This is a genomic window from Thermosynechococcus sp. OHK43 (assembly GCF_014466085.1).
Taxonomy (GTDB): Bacteria; Cyanobacteriota; Cyanobacteriia; order Thermosynechococcales; family Thermosynechococcaceae; genus Thermosynechococcus.
This window is the reverse complement of record NZ_JACOMP010000215.1, coordinates 1-14,598: the sequence shown is the minus strand read 5'-3', so window position 1 is coordinate 14,598 and position 14,598 is coordinate 1. Positions and strand designations below refer to the sequence as shown.

15 protein-coding genes and 1 pseudogene are annotated in these 14,598 nt (G+C 53.6%); 9 read left to right on the top strand and 7 right to left on the bottom strand.

Translation table 11 applies throughout. The annotated features are described in order from the left end of the window. The 6 genes from H8Q75_RS09170 to H8Q75_RS09145 all read right to left on the bottom strand — a co-directional run. Positions 1–426, bottom strand: a 426-nt coding sequence (locus H8Q75_RS09170; RefSeq protein ID WP_365970988.1) for an aminotransferase class IV, incomplete at its 3' end; no start/stop codon positions are given. A gap of 91 nt (positions 427–517) precedes the next feature. Continuing rightward, positions 518–1,528 carry a DUF389 domain-containing protein gene (locus tag H8Q75_RS09165; RefSeq protein ID WP_024124319.1) on the bottom strand — a complete coding sequence of 337 codons (1,011 nt, stop codon included), beginning with the start codon at positions 1,526–1,528 and terminating at the stop codon, positions 518–520. A 47-nt stretch (positions 1,529–1,575) separates the two neighbouring features. After that, a complete protein-coding gene (locus H8Q75_RS09160; protein WP_024124320.1) occupies positions 1,576–2,040 on the bottom strand; it encodes an MEKHLA domain-containing protein in 465 nt (154 codons plus the stop codon). Positions 2,041–2,043: 3 nt separating this feature from the next. Next, complete coding sequence (locus H8Q75_RS09155) at positions 2,044–3,198, bottom strand: alanine--glyoxylate aminotransferase family protein (protein ID WP_041429016.1); 1,155 nt, start codon at positions 3,196–3,198, stop codon at positions 2,044–2,046. A gap of 36 nt (positions 3,199–3,234) precedes the next feature. Then, positions 3,235–4,248 (bottom strand): type I glyceraldehyde-3-phosphate dehydrogenase, encoded by a 1,014-nt coding sequence (locus H8Q75_RS09150; RefSeq protein WP_041429017.1) that lies wholly within the window; start codon positions 4,246–4,248, stop codon positions 3,235–3,237. 87 nt (positions 4,249–4,335) lie between these two features. Beyond that, positions 4,336–5,898 (bottom strand): photosystem II high light acclimation radical SAM protein, encoded by a 1,563-nt coding sequence (locus H8Q75_RS09145; RefSeq protein WP_024124323.1) that lies wholly within the window; start codon positions 5,896–5,898, stop codon positions 4,336–4,338. Between the two features lie 218 nt (positions 5,899–6,116). Between H8Q75_RS09145 and H8Q75_RS09140 the strand changes: the two genes are divergently transcribed. After that, positions 6,117–6,473, top strand: a complete 357-nt coding sequence (locus H8Q75_RS09140; protein ID WP_051372764.1) for a DUF1830 domain-containing protein — start codon at positions 6,117–6,119, stop codon at positions 6,471–6,473. Then, positions 6,470–7,150, top strand: a complete 681-nt coding sequence (locus H8Q75_RS09135) for a RibD family protein (RefSeq protein ID WP_024124325.1) — start codon at positions 6,470–6,472, stop codon at positions 7,148–7,150. The genes H8Q75_RS09140 and H8Q75_RS09135 overlap by 4 nt, the downstream gene beginning before the upstream one ends. 23 nt (positions 7,151–7,173) lie before the next feature. Here H8Q75_RS09135 and H8Q75_RS09130 read toward each other — a convergent pair whose 3' ends face one another. Continuing rightward, complete coding sequence (locus tag H8Q75_RS09130) at positions 7,174–7,923, bottom strand: HAD family hydrolase (protein ID WP_024124326.1); 750 nt, start codon at positions 7,921–7,923, stop codon at positions 7,174–7,176. 72 nt (positions 7,924–7,995) lie between these two features. On the opposite strand from H8Q75_RS09130, the gene H8Q75_RS09125 reads away from it, so the two are divergent. From H8Q75_RS09125 to H8Q75_RS09095, 7 genes and pseudogenes are all read left to right on the top strand, one after another. Then, the gene (locus H8Q75_RS09125; protein ID WP_024124327.1) at positions 7,996–8,598 is read left to right on the top strand and encodes an aminodeoxychorismate/anthranilate synthase component II; all 603 of its coding nucleotides are present in this window, start codon (positions 7,996–7,998) and stop codon (positions 8,596–8,598) included. 51 nt (positions 8,599–8,649) lie between these two features. Then, positions 8,650–9,399 (top strand): MBL fold metallo-hydrolase, encoded by a 750-nt coding sequence (locus H8Q75_RS09120; protein ID WP_024124328.1) that lies wholly within the window; start codon positions 8,650–8,652, stop codon positions 9,397–9,399. 65 nt (positions 9,400–9,464) lie between these two features. After that, complete coding sequence (locus tag H8Q75_RS09115) at positions 9,465–10,436, top strand: ABC transporter ATP-binding protein (RefSeq protein WP_297041225.1); 972 nt, start codon at positions 9,465–9,467, stop codon at positions 10,434–10,436. After that, on the top strand, positions 10,429–11,256 hold the full coding sequence (locus H8Q75_RS09110) for an ABC transporter permease subunit (protein ID WP_024124330.1): 828 nt from the start codon (positions 10,429–10,431) through the stop codon (positions 11,254–11,256). Before H8Q75_RS09115 ends, H8Q75_RS09110 begins: the two co-directional genes overlap by 8 nt. Positions 11,257–11,268: 12 nt before the next feature. Then, positions 11,269–12,810 (top strand): Gldg family protein, encoded by a 1,542-nt coding sequence (locus tag H8Q75_RS09105; protein ID WP_297041223.1) that lies wholly within the window; start codon positions 11,269–11,271, stop codon positions 12,808–12,810. Between the two features lie 10 nt (positions 12,811–12,820). Beyond that, positions 12,821–14,083 carry a chloride channel protein gene (locus H8Q75_RS09100; protein ID WP_024124332.1) on the top strand — a complete coding sequence of 421 codons (1,263 nt, stop codon included), beginning with the start codon at positions 12,821–12,823 and terminating at the stop codon, positions 14,081–14,083. A 182-nt stretch (positions 14,084–14,265) separates the two neighbouring features. Beyond that, positions 14,266–14,598, top strand: a pseudogene (locus tag H8Q75_RS09095) (photosystem II q(b) protein); the annotation flags it as partial.

Sequence of the window (14,598 nt, the reverse complement as noted above, 5' to 3'; positions counted from 1 at the left end):
GGAGCTAATACGACAGGTAACACCAGTGGCTGAAAGATAATCCCCAAGGGGCATGCCGTAAATCAGAAAATCCTTTTCAATATCGTGGAGCCGGGGTGCAATTCCTAACCCGGAGGTATAAACCAAGGGCCGAATATAGAAAGGCACGCTGGGCTGATTTTTCTGCACCCACTCAATGATTCTTGCTTTAATGTCACTGGTTGGCAATTCATAGCCCAGATAATGGGCACTGCGACTGAGGCGCCGACAGTGATCCTCAAGACGGAAAAGGAGAATTTCCTTTGAATTGGCAGGATTGGGAAGACCACGCAAGCCGCCTAAAGCGGCTGTTCCATAGTGGAGGGCATGGGTGGCCACGGAAATTTTGGCTTCTTCAAAGGGCACAAATTGACCCTTGAGGTAGGCATAGGGAAGAAAATCACTCATGCGTGAATAGGCAGCGTTGACAAAGAGCAGATGACACCGAAATTAGGGTGGAGTCCCAATAGTTTAACATTTTCGCTTGACGCTCAAAAAACTAGGGCGTTGACTCTTCTGCGGTTACTTCTTGCACACTAGACACCTGTAGGACTAAGCGAAAAGGGCGACCCATGTGCTGATGGATAAACTCTTCCATCAGCCTGACTTGCTTGGGTGTCACAGGTTCACGGGCCCGCACATTCAGGAGCACAATGGGTGGATCACTGACCCAGTCGGTCTCGCTACTCAGTAAATCTAGTCGCTGAAACGTGAGCGTACCCCGCACCAGCGCTTGCCGTACCTGATACTGGAGGCGTGCCTGTTGCAGAAGGCGACTAAAACTAATTGCCAGCGGTACGACTAAGACAGCCGTTAAGGCCCCAGCAATAAGCAGTGGACGGCGACTGCGGTGGAGGGGAATGTAGCCGGTGATAACAAAGAAAACCATACAGGCAAGGGCAATGCCCAGCAGATTGGTGAGATACAGCAGGATAGCCCCCAGGGTGAGGCGGGCATTCCCTTGGGCAAGCCCTAGGCCAATCGTGCACACTGGTGGCATTAGGGCAACCGCAATGGCAGTTCCGGCTAAGGTATTGGAAATACGAGGCTCGGCGATCGCGTAAGCACTCACAACACCGGCCACGACGGCAATACCAAGATCAAGGAGCGTAGGCTGGGAGCGAGCCATAATTTCACTCCCATACACTTCAAGACGCACAAATAGGCCAATCAGCCATGATATCCCAATAGCAAGTAAGGTGCCTGTACCTAGAGCGAAAGCTGCCTCTCGAAAGAGTCTGATATTCCCACTTAAAGAGGCAAAGGCTAGCCCGCGAATGGGTGCCATCAAGGGGGCAATAATCATTGCCCCAATAATCACCGCTGCACTATTGGCCAGTAGCCCAAGGGTGGCGATCGCGCAGGAGGTGACAATCAAGACGATATAGGGAACACTCAAACGGGACTCCACATCAAGTGTGCGGGTCAGCTGATCGAGGCTTTCTGGCTTGCGGCGATGGTAGCGGAAGGCTTGTAGCTGATGCAACCAATGGAGAAAGAGTTCTTTCATAGGTGATCTGACGAATTCAGAGGAAAGCAGAATTAGTTAAATCAATCCTACAGAAAACGCCAGTGATCAAAGGTGGCAGCTTGTCCCACTGGGTTGCCTGCCTCATCTAGGACTGTCCAAATGCAAGCATTTTCAATGCGAAACCGTCGCCCCGTGCGGGAGATACGAATGCCACTGTAGTGACTGGTATACCCTTGGCGAGCAGCCTGGGCTAGGAGTGTTGACCGTTCAGCTTGAGCCATCGGTTCAGCCGTAAAGCGGGAGGGAAGCTGCACCCATTCCGTCCAAAGGTATTCCCAGAGGGTGAGGGCAGCTTGGTTGCCGTAATTGAGAATTGGATCTGCCTCACTCCCATGGGATAGAACAGGCTGGGACCAGTCAAACAATTGCTGCCCTAGGCTCCAGTCATCCTCAGCAGGATTGGGGAGGAGCGATCGCCCCGTCCAGCGCTGAAAACTGACACAAATGCGTCGTGCCTGCCGGAGTGCTGCTGGCTGTAACCAAGGTTCCATCCCTTAGGCTGCGGTCAATACACGACTAGCGGCGGCCACCCCGGCCCCTGGAGTAAAGTTGCTGTAGCCCAATTCCCCCAGCACAGCTTCGAGGGCACTGATAGCTGCCAAAATATCGCGATCGCTAACAAAGCCCAAGTGACCTATGCGGAAAATCTGTCCCTTCAGGTGATCTTGGCCCCCCGCGAGGGCAATGTCAAAGCGTTTTTTCATCAGGTTGCGAATTTTTTCGGCCTCTACCCCTTGGGGTGCCACGGCAGTAATGGCGGGACTGGCACAGTCATCCGGCGCATAGAGGGGCAAGTTGAGTGCCTTCATGGCCGCACGGGTGGCCTGCATCAAGCGCTGGTGGCGAGCAAAGATACTGTCTAGACCCTCCGCCTGCATCATCTCCAGTGCCGTCTTTAGGGCAAAAAAGAGATTCACTGGTGGCGTAAAGGGGGTTGTGTTTTTGGCGGCATCTTTGCGGTATTTGCCAAGGTCAAGATAGAACTTGGGCAGCGTTGCGGTTTTGTAGGCTTCCCATGCTTTGGCACTAACGCTGACAAAGGCCAATCCCGGTGGAATCATATAGCCCTTTTGGGAACCAGAACCAACCACATCCAGTCCCCACTCATCAATAGGGACATTCACAGCGCCAAGACTGGTGACGGCATCCACAATGATTAGGGCTTGGCCGTGGGCTTTGACATGGCGGTTAATCGCTTCTAAGTCGTTGATCACCCCCGTTGAGGTTTCGCTGTGGGTAACAATTACCGCTTTGATGGTTTTAGCCGTGTCCGCCTCGAGGGCTGCTTTGAAGTCATCGGGGTTGAGGGGTTGTCCCCAAGGGGCAGTAATGCGCTCCGTCTTCAGGCCATAGGCATCGCACACTTCTCCCCAGCGATCGCCAAATTTGCCGTTACAGCCCACCAGGACGCGATCGCCCGCACTGAGAAAGTTAATGATTCCGGCTTCCATTGCCCCTGTGCCGCTGGCCGTCAAAATCAGCACATCATTCGTCGTCTGATGCAGCCATTTCAACCCTGCCGTCACCGCTGCCATGATCTCGCTAAAGTCACCGCTGCGATGGCCAATAGGATGTTTACTGAGAGACAGAAGAACCGATTCCGGCACCGGCGTTGGACCCGGAATCATTAACATCGACTTATCTTGCATTGTGAGTTGCGAACCAATTCCTAAGTAATGAAACAACTAAGCCCAGTGGGTGGCCATGTGCTCTGCCAAGTCCAGAACCCGCTGGCTATAGCCCCACTCGTTATCGTACCAAGCTACCACTTTTACCAAATTACCCCCCAGCACCATCGTTAGGGACGCATCCAAAATTGAGGAGGCATTGTGACCCCGATAGTCGGAAGACACAAGCTCCAGTTCACTGTAGTGGATAATCCCCTTCATAGTGGTTTCAGAGGCCTCCTTGATCACTTGGTTGACCTGCTCAGCAATGGTGGGTTTTTCCACCTGAGCAACAAAGTCCACCACAGAAACATTGGGGGTGGGTACCCGCAGGGCAATCCCGTTCAGCTTCCCTTGCAACTCGGGAATCACCAGCCCGACTGCCTTAGCAGCCCCCGTAGAAGTGGGCACAATGTTCATCGCTGCTGCCCGGGCTCGCCGCAGATCGCGGTGACTCGCATCGAGCAGGCGTTGATCCCCGGTGTAACTGTGGGTCGTTGTCATCATCCCCTGCTGGATGCCAAAGGTTTCATGGAGCACTTTGACAATCGGGGCTAGGCAGTTGGTGGTGCAACTGGCATTGCTGACGATATCCTCACTGGGATCGTAGGTGTGGTGATTCACCCCGACCACATAGGTGGGGATATTGCCTTTGCCGGGTGCTGTGATCAGCACTTTTTTCGCACCGGCGCTCAGGTGTTTGCTTGCCCCCTCACGGCTGGTAAAGACCCCCGTGGCTTCAATGACCAGATCAATCCCCCAAGCGCTCCAAGGCAGATTTTCAGGGTTGCGATCAGACACGCATTTAACCGCATGGCCGCCGGCATAGATACAGTCGTCGTCAGCAGTGATTTCGGCATCATGGAAAATGCCTAACATCGAGTCATACTTTAGCAAATGGGCATTGGTGCGGGGATCGGAGGTATCGTTGATGCCTACAATCTCTAGCTTGCTATTGGCTTTCCGCTGTAACCAGCAACGCATGAAATTCCGACCGATGCGCCCAAAACCATTGATAGCGACTCTAACCACCTGATCCCTTCCTCTGTTTACTAACTCATGGCCAGAAATAATCTAGGAAACATTCTAAGGGGGAATGGTCATTTTATTTCGCTTTTTTTAACGATGCACCAAAGGAGGTTCCTCAAGAGGAGCAGATAAGGCCGCCGCCAAAGGGGCACGGCCAAAGCGCTCCTCCAGTAAATCCATCACGGTGCGGCCAAAGTCATTGGGATTGAGTCGCCAAGCCGCAAGGCACACCTCCCCAAAGACGGATCCCATGGGTTCCGGGTTCCAAAGCAGTTTTTTGGCCGTCCACGGCATGAGGCTCATGGGGTTGTAGCCAGGACGCAAAATGCCGCGCTCGAGGGCATATTCCTCAAGGTGGGTATGGGGTTGCAGACCAATGAAGAAAATGGCTGGCTCAACGTTGTCTGCACCAAAGATGCGTTCCAGTTCGCGGTGGTAGGCAATGGTTTGGGCAATGGTGTCGGGGCGTTCATCAATGACATTGAAGGAATAATTCACAGAGACAAGGGCGTTGAACCCAGCGGCTTTCAAATCACGGCAGTTCTGCAGCACTGTTCGCAGGTTGTAGCCCATGCGCATTTTTCGCACCAGTTCTTGGGAGCCACTGGTGATGCCGATTTCAAAGTAATTCATCCCCGTTTGCACCATTAGCTCACACAGCTCGGGGGTGAGGTTGTCGGCACGGATGTAGGCCGCCCAGTGAATATCATTCATGCCTGCTTTGAGGATTTCCCGCAGCAGGGCGATCGCGGCGGGGATAAATTTACGAGCGGGGATAAACTGGGCATCGGTAAACCAAAAGTTGCGCACACCGCGATTGTAGAGCTGGTGCATTTCAGCGACGACTTCTTCAGCAGGGTTAATGCGCACCTGTTTGCCTTCAACCACGGTATAGACGCAGTAGCAGCAGTTGTGGGGACAGCCCCGCTTGGTTTGCACCCCGATATAAAAGTCGCCCCCCTGAAGGTAATACTCAAATTCCGGCCAAATGGTCTCAATGTAGTCGTAGTTGCAGGCGGTTTTTTCGATGGGGGTTGGCCATTCGTGAATGAGGCGATCGCGGGGCTTGTCAACACCCGCAACATAGCAACGCTCCCCGGAAATGGGTTGGTTCGTTAGGACTTTGTGCAGCAGCGTTTCCCCTTCGCCAACGGAAACAATGGTGCCTTTAGGCAGTTGAGAGCCCAACTGCTCATAGAAGACACTCACTGCGCCGCCACCGACAATGGTTGTGACTTCTGGATGGTGACGCTTGGCATGGTGGAGTCCCAAGCGGATTAAATTGAGGTTGCGCCAAAGTTCACCATAGTAGGCGCTCATCACCCGCAGACCCCCGATCGCTCCCCGCAGCTTCACCAAAGGATTGCGAGCGTAATAGACCTCAAAGGCATGTTGCAGGGGATTGCCCCCCCGTCCCCCCACCGGGGCATAGATTTGAATATCTCGCCAAGAAAAAACCAGATGGGTGGGTCGAAACTCATCAATGACTTGGGCGAGGGCAGGCCGAAAATCGAGGGGCGGCACTGTCCCCAAATCAAAAATCCGTTGCTCAATACTTGGTAATTGCTTATGAATATAGTCTGCAAGATAGACAACCCCAATGGGAAAAATCGGGTTACAGGGGAGACGGACGTAGAGGACACGCGGCGACATAGGTTAGCCCAAGACAAGATCTATGGAAAGGCTAAATTCTTAATAAATCTCTATAGCTGTTTAGTTTTTAACACATTTGCGCCTTTCCAGCAGGAGATCACGGTAATTCAAGGAAGGGATCAACTGTCGATCCTGTAGTTGAGTTTACAACTGCATCGAATTGGCAATGTTAGGCTAACGAGGGTAAAGACATGTCCTATAACAAATCCTTACTCCCTATGCCGCAAATCTTTGATCCCGTCCCCAGCGATAGTTGCGATCGCATCCTCTGCTGTTATGTCAATGCCACCAGCAAAATTCAGGTGGTACGCATTACAAATATTGCCAACTGGTATTTCGAGCGGGTGGTTTTCCCGGGGCAACGACTGGTGTTTGAATCGCCACGGGCAGGACAGCTGGAAGTTCACAGCGGCATGATGGCGAGTGCCATTCTCTCCGACACGATCCCCTGTAGTGAGTTATTGGTGCAAGAGGGGGGAGATAATTTTTTTCCGAGTGATCCTGCCAGCCAGCAACGGCTAGAATTGCTCAATGAGACTCCGGCACCAGCGACTGAAAAAGTGATGATCCCTTGAGCCAGCCCCGGCCCATTTCCCGCCCCTACACGACTGCAATTTTGGCCAGTAGTTTAGATGGCTGCCTGGCTCGGGCCGATGCCCGCGGTCAGCGCATTGCCTCGGCCTATGACTTTCAGCACCTGGAACAGCAGGTAGCGCAGGTGGATGCGGTACTCTTTGGGGCAACAACACTGCGTTTGGGGGGGACAGCGATGCGCCTTCAATCTTCTCATCTGATTGCTGAGCGCGAACATCAAGGGCGATCGCCCCAACCCTTGCAAATTGTCTGCTCTGCTAGTGGTGAACTAGACCTCAATCTTCCCTTCTTTCGCCAGCCGATTCCTCGTGCCCTACTGACGACCGAGAAAGGCGCCAGCCGTTGGCAAGGATCCACTGCCTTTGATCACTGTTGGTGCACTAGGGGAGAGGCGATTGACTGGCCGCAGGCTTTTGCCCACCTTCAAGCCTCTGGGGTGCAAACCTTGGCCGTGCTGGGGGGAGGACAGCTTTTCGCTTCCCTGTTACAAATTGCTGCCATTGATGAATTGTGGTTGACCCTCTGCCCACTCCTCCTTGGATCGGCAGCCCCTCGCCTCTATCCAGAGGAGATCCCCTGCTCAGGGAGGTTAAGCCTCCTGAATGTCTTGCCGGTGGGCAATGAGGTTTATCTCCACTATCGTCTTAGTTACCCTTGACCCTTTGTTGCCACTGAGTCTAATTAGTTCTCATCACTCCTGATCTGGATCTCCAAGGGTGAGGCAAGGATGCAATCACAATAATTCAACGCTGGTGGTCTATGCCAACCCCAGGTGACACCAATGCTGGCCGCTGCGCCTCCCCGCTGTGCCATGAGGCCATCACTGTCGGCATCCCCAATGACGACGGTTTGTTCGGGCCGCACCCCCAGGCGATCGCACGCCCTCAGGAATACCTGCGGATCGGGCTTCGTGGGTAGCTCATCTGCCCCCTGCCAGAGTTGGAAAAAGGGCTTCAGGTGATAGGTGTCTAAAAAAGCCTCAATCTCTGAGGTGCGATCGCTAGAGATAATTGCCAAGGCACATCCTAACCGATGGAGCCGTTGCACTAGCTCAATGACCCCCGGTAGGGGTGGGGTTAACGGTGCTTTGGCGCTAAATTCTCGGTCTGCTTCCCCAAAGGCAGCGTTGGCCCGTTCTAAGGCAGCAATCCAAGGAATTCCCTGTGTGGCCACAAAGGCGGCGGCGGCAATCAGGTTCTCCTGCCGTGTCCCCACAGCTTGCAACCCCGTTGGATCAAGGTGATCACCAATCACCCCAAAAGCCTGAAGTAACGACTCCTTAAGATTGGGAAAGGGTTCGGCAATTTTCACAGCACGGGCGATCGCCACCACCCTCAGGTAATGGGCAACATCGGCTAGTGTGCCATCCTTGTCAAAGATCACCGCTGCTATAGGGCGAAAACAGTGTCCCTGACACCATAGCTGCACCATTCCCCCAACCCCTTGAGTAGTAGGATCAAGACACATATCAAGACACACAGAAGATGAGAGGACCCTTCTCCCTTGATTATCGTTATTGACAACTACGACAGCTTCACCTACAACCTTGTCCAATACTTAGGGGAGCTAGCGCGGGAGTTCCCAATTGCTGGGGATCTGCGGGTCTTTCGCAACGACAAGATCAGCCTCGATGAGGTTGCTGCCCTTGCCCCTGCGGGTGTCGTGATTTCTCCCGGCCCTGGTCGCCCTGCGGATGCGGGGATTTCCGAAGCCCTGATCCGTAGCTATGCTGGACAACTGCCCATCTTGGGGGTTTGCTTGGGACATCAAGCCATTGGCGAGGTTTTTGGTGGTAAGGTGACGCTCGCACCAACCCTGATGCACGGCAAAACGTCGGAAATTTACCACAAGGGTGTGGGGGTATTTCAAGACTTGCCTCAACCCTTTAGTGCCACTCGCTACCACAGCCTCGTCATTGATCGCGACAGTTGCCCCGAGGTGTTGGAAATTACCGCTTGGACGGAGGATGGCCTAATTATGGGGGTGCGCCACCGCCAATATCCGACGCTGGAAGGGGTGCAATTCCATCCCGAGAGCATTCTCACCACCTGCGGCAAAGACCTGCTACGGAACTTTTTGCGACGGCTGTCCAGTCCACCGTTGTGAGCCCGCCACTTTTCGGTACACTGAGCTGGAATAGGAGTGTGGGGAGAAAAAATGGAACGGCGGCAGTTCTTGCGTTTGGCTCAAGTGGGCGCGATCGCCAGCCTTGGTGGACACTGGGCAGCCCATGCCCAAGGGGGTAGTCTCTCGCTCCAGTGGTTTGGCCACACCTGCTTTCTCTTTACCGGCAGTGGTCAGCGGGTACTCGTCAATCCCTTCCGCCCCCTTGGTTGCACCAAAGGATTGCGGCCTCCCCGCGTCACCGCTGATATTGTCATGATTAGCAGTCGCCTCTTGGACGAGGGCTACATCCAAGGCTTACCCGGTCGGCCTAAACTGCTCTTGCAGCCAGGCTCCTATAAAGTCAATGGTTTAAGTATTCAGGGCATTCGTACCAGTCATGATCGTGTTGGTGGCTTCCGCTTTGGTATCAATGTGGTTTGGCGCTGGCAGCAGGGGGGCATCAACCTCCTGCACATGGGCGGCATTGCGATGCCCATCACCGTCGAGCAACGCATTCTTATGGGTCAACCTGATGTCATGATCGTGCCAGTGGGAGGCGGTGCCAAAGCCTATAGGGCTGAGGACGCCAAGGCGGCCATTGAAGTTTTACAACCGCGTTTGGTTATTCCTTGCCACTATCGAACCGCTGCCGCTGACCCCAATAATTGTGATCTGGCGGGGCTAGAGGACTTTTTGAAAGTCATGGAGGGAACCCCAGTTCGCCGCAGTGGGGGTGCTGCCCTCAGTCTATCGGCAGCCAATCTGCCCCAGAAGACCACTATTCAAGTCCTCAGCATTTGATTAAAAAAAGGCTATATTTTGTGTCAGTGTTTCCCGTAGAACCAGTAGCGAGTTGAGGAAACGCCATGATTCAGGTCGAACACCTGACCAAGGTTTACGGTACAACCACAGCCCTACGGGATGTCAGCTTTTCAGCCACTAGTGGTGAGATTCTCGGTCTCCTTGGCCCCAATGGCGCCGGTAAAACCACCACAATGCGGATTTTGGCGGGGTATTTGCCGGCAACCAGTGGCACTGCAACCATTGCCGGTTATGAAGTCCACACAGATCCGATGGCAGTGCGGCAGCGCATTGGCTATCTGCCAGAAAATCCCCCCCTCTATACCGAAATGACGGTGGCGGGCTATCTGCACTTTGTGGCTCGCATCAAGGGCGTCAGTGCGGGCGATCGCCCCCAGCGGGTAGAATACGCCCTCAAAAGCTGTGGTCTCTGGGATCAGCAACGGACAATTATTCGCAAACTCTCGAAGGGCTACCGGCAGCGGGTCGGCATTGCCCAAGCGATCGTTCACGATCCGCCAGCCATCATCCTGGATGAACCCACGGTGGGTCTGGATCCGCGCCAAATTATTGAGGTGCGCAACCTGATTAAAAACTTGGCAGGACAGCACACAGTGATTCTTTCCACCCATATTTTGGCGGAAGTGAGCATGACCTGCGATCGCGCCGTGATTATCCACAAGGGCGAAGTGGCAGGGGTAGGCAAGCTAGATGAACTGCTGCAACGCCTCAGCAGTAACTACACCTATGACCTTGAACTGGCAGGCGATCGCGCCCAAATTCAATCCCTCCTGCAACAGTTGCCTGAGCTGCAACAGATTACATGGGAAAATCGCCCTCTTCAGGGACGACAGCAGCTTCAGGTCAGCAGTCCTTCAGAAATTGGCGCCGATCTTGCCAGTCTCCTTGTCCAAAATGGGGTGCAACTCTTTGAAATGCGCCGCTCCCGTGCCAACCTAGAGGAGGTGTTCTTGAAGCTAACGACCGATGAACCCACCGCAGAACCCAGTGATGCCACCGAAGAAGCCCATGCTTAGCGTTTCCCTCCACGGGCTGCGTGTCCTTCTTGCCAACATTCTTGCCATCTATCGCCGTGAACTCCAAAGTTACTTTAGTACCCCCTTCTACTATGTGATTGCGGGGGTGTTCTGGCTCCTCAGCGGCCTGTTTTTCCTCACTGTGATGACGACAATTATTAGCCAAGTGGCTCAGCAGGATTTGCTCCAACAGCAGTTTGGAGCGCCGCGCCAAGCCATTGACGTGCCCAAGCTGATTTTCGAAAGCTTTCTTGGACTCCTAGGCTCCATTTCCCAAGTTATTTTGCCGATGCTCTCAATGGGACTCTACACCGAAGAGCGTAAACGCGGCACCCTTGAACTGCTAGCCACCTCGCCGATTACGAACTGGTGTGTGGCAACGGGTAAGCTCCTAGCAGTGCTCACCTTCTATACCACGCTTCTGCTGCCCGTGGTTGTCTACCAATTTGTAGCCCTGCGGCAGAGTACGCCCCCCCTCTCCCTTTGGCTCATTCTCGCGGGCAATGGCGGATTGATTCTCTTGGCGGCGGCAGTTCTCTCCCTTGGGATGTTTCTCTCGTCCTTGACTGATAGCACGATCTTGGCAGCCATTTTGGGGTTTGCTGTGTTGCTGATTCTTTGGGTGCTGGACGTCTTGGCTAAAAATACTGGCGGAAACCTCAGTGATATCCTCACCTACCTCTCACCCCTAGAGCACTTTACCAACCTGAGCCGAGGCATTTTCCGCACCAGTAGCCTTTTTGTTTTTGGCAGTTACGTTTTCCTAGGCATTTTCCTCACAGCCCAGTCCATTGATGCTTTTCGTTACCAGCGCAATTAGGGAGTACAGGTCATGAAACGCTTTGCCCTAGGCTCACCCGAACGATGGACCACGGTATTCCTGTGGGCGGCGCCACTGTTCATCATCGCTGGGTTGAGTGCTGGCCTCGTCACCAACCGCTGGAATTGGCTGCCCTTGGGTCTTTTAGCCTTAGGGGGGATTGCCCTGCTGCTATGGCTAATCCAGCAAAGTCGGGTCTCCACAGGGTTTTGGGGACGGCGTTCCACCCAAACAAATGCCAATGCTATCTTGACTGTGGTTGCGGTGATTGCGCTATTGGGCATCATTAACTTTTTGGCCGATCGCTACAGTGTTGAAATCGATCTCACCGAAAACCGTGCCTTTACCCTAGCGGCAGAAACCCGTGATGTTCTGCAAAATCTGGGTCAGCCGGTGCAGGTGTTGGTGTTTGATGCCAATGCTGCCAGTCGCGATCGCCTGCTGTTGGAACAGTATCGCCGTCAGGCTCATAACCGCTTTTCCTTTCAGTTCATTGACCCCCAAGAGCAACCTGCCCTTGCCAAAAAGTACAACGTGACTCAAGTGGGACAAGTGATTGTTGTTGCCGGTGAGAAAACCCAGCGCATTGATGAAGACCTTTCCGAAAGCAACCTCACCCCCGCCTTGATTCGCGTCACTAGCGATCGCACGATCCGCGCCTATTTCACCACAGGACACAATGAACTCCCCCTCACTGGTGGGGCCGCCAGCCTCAGTGAAGTGGCCAAACTCCTCGAACAGCGGGAGGTGAAACTCCTGCCCCTGAATTTGCTGGAGATGGGGAGAATTCCCGAGGATGCCAATGTGATTGTTGTCGCTGGACCCCGGCAGCCTTTTTTACGCCTTGAGCAGGATCTTCTCAAGGAGTACCTCAATCGTGGCGGTAGCCTTTTGCTGATGCTTGATGTGGATGTCAACGCAGGTCTTGATGATTTACTGAAAAACTGGGGACTCACCCTCGATAATCGCTGGGTCATTGATGGCTCTGGTGTGGGTCAGCAGGTGGGACTTGGGCCCGACACAATTATTGTCACTACCTATGGCAATCACCCCATTACTGAGCGCTTTGCCCAAGGTCCCAGCGTCTTTCCCCGAGCGCAAGCCATTCGCATTAATCCTGTAAAGGACGATAACATTGTTGAAATTGCCCTTTCGGGCTCGCAAACTTGGGCAGAAACCGATTGGAAGTCGGGCAACCTTGAATTCACCGAAGGCGTAGATACCAAAGGCCCGCTGCCGATTGGCGTGGCTATTACCCGTCAGTTGAGTGACAATCCACCGAAGGAAGCCCGCCTAGTGGTCTTTGGAGATTCGGAGTTTGCTACCGATGGCGTGATTGCCTATCAAGGGATTAATAGTGATCTCTTTGTCAATTCCGTACTCTGGTTGGGCGATCGCGACCAAAAGGCACTCTCGATTCGTCCTCGCCAAACCACGAATCGCCGCCTTCAACTCAATGTCACCACCAGTCGTTGGTTAGAGATTATCAGCGTCTTTCTCTTGCCCCTTATCGGGTTTGGTTCTGCCGTCTTTGTCTGGTGGCGGCGACGCTAACACTTCTGCCATGGCAAGAGCCTCCTGCCCCTATCCCCGTTTGCTCCTGTATGCCCTAATCATTGGTCTTCTCGGCGGCTGTGTGGCCACGGCTTTTTATCTGGGTCTCAAGCTAGGGTTTGCGCTGTTGTGGGGGACTGAGCCTAACCAAGTGAGCATTGGCACGTGGGCACATCTCTATCCTTACATTCCGCTGGTTACGGCCTTTGGCGGCTTGCTGGTGGGTTTATCGGTCAAATTCTTTGGGGCAAAGGGGGAGATCGCGGCGGCGATCGCAGAGTTACACCATGAGGGTCGGTTCAGTTATCGCTTTCTACCCGGTATGGCATTGGCTTCTGGCCTATCCTTGCTATTTGGCAGTAGTGCTGGCCCTGAAAGTTCAATGATTGACATCAATGGTGGCTTAGGCACTTGGTTGGCAGCTCGTTTGCATCTATCCCCAGATAGCACCCGCATTCTCACCCTCTGTGGGATGGCAGCGGGCATGGGCGTGTTTTTTGAGTCGCCCCTTGGTGCAACGCTATTCGTTTTGGAACTCCCCCATCGCCGTAGTCTTGAGTTTTATGAGGCAATCCTGCCAGCCTTGATTTCTGCTGTTGCTGGGTTTACCCTTTTTCGGGTGATTACAGGCACAACCATTGGCGGCATTTACCGCTTTCCTACCTACGATAGCCTGCGTCCTGAGGATATTGGCTTTGCAGTGTTGATCGGCATCATTGGCGCAGCCGTGGGAACGCTCTTTGTCTTTTTAGATCGGCAGATTCAACGCTGGCTGACCCCCTATCGGCAATATCCTCTCCTCTTGATCGTGGCAGTGGGGTTTCTGATTGGCTTAATTGCCCTGATTCACCCAATCACGCTGTTCTACGGTGAGCGCCAAATTGAACAAGTCATCCAAGTGGTGAACCGCTACAGCATTGGCATTTTGCTGAGAGTTGCCTTCTTTAAGCTCCTTGCTCTGAGTCTTTGTCTGCGGGGAGGGTTCCGTGGGGGGGTAGTCTTTCCCCTATTTTTTGTAGGTGCTTGTGTGGGTATGGCTGTGCACCAAGCACTCCCGAATACGCCCTTGAGTGTGGCCTTGGCTGGCATGATGGCGGCAGTCACGGTGGTGGTTACCAAAACGCCTTTGGGCCTGGCGATAATTCTGACGGTGATTTCCCATACGACAATGCTGCCCCTGATTACGATCGCGACTCTAACCAGCTATCTATTGACCTTGCCTATTGCTTGGATCCCCAGCCAGCGATCGCGCCGGGACCCCCCTGATCCCTGAGAAAATCTTAACAGAATATAAAATTCAGACATAACCCTTTACATTTTTCTGAGAGATTGATTAACATAGGGTTACATTCCGTTGCACAGCCAGCGAGTGCTCCTGAAGCCTCTCAGGCATTCGGTTTGGCCCTGTGAGCGGTTTGTAACCCTCATTCATTTTGTTCAACAGGACTTATCACTATGACGACTGTTTTACAACGTCGCGAGCAACTGAACCTGTGGGAGCAATTTTGTAGCTGGGTCACCAGCACCAACAACCGCCTCTATGTGGGCTGGTTCGGCGTGTTGATGATCCCCACTCTGCTCGCTGCTACCATCTGCTTCGTGATTGCTTTCATCGCTGCTCCCCCTGTGGACATCGATGGCATCCGTGAGCCTGTCGCCGGCTCTTTGCTCTATGGCAACAACATCATTACCGGTGCCGTTGTCCCCTCTAGCAACGCCATTGGCTTGCACTTCTACCCCATTTGGGAAGCTGCCTCCCTCGATGAGTGGCTCTACAACGGTGGCCCT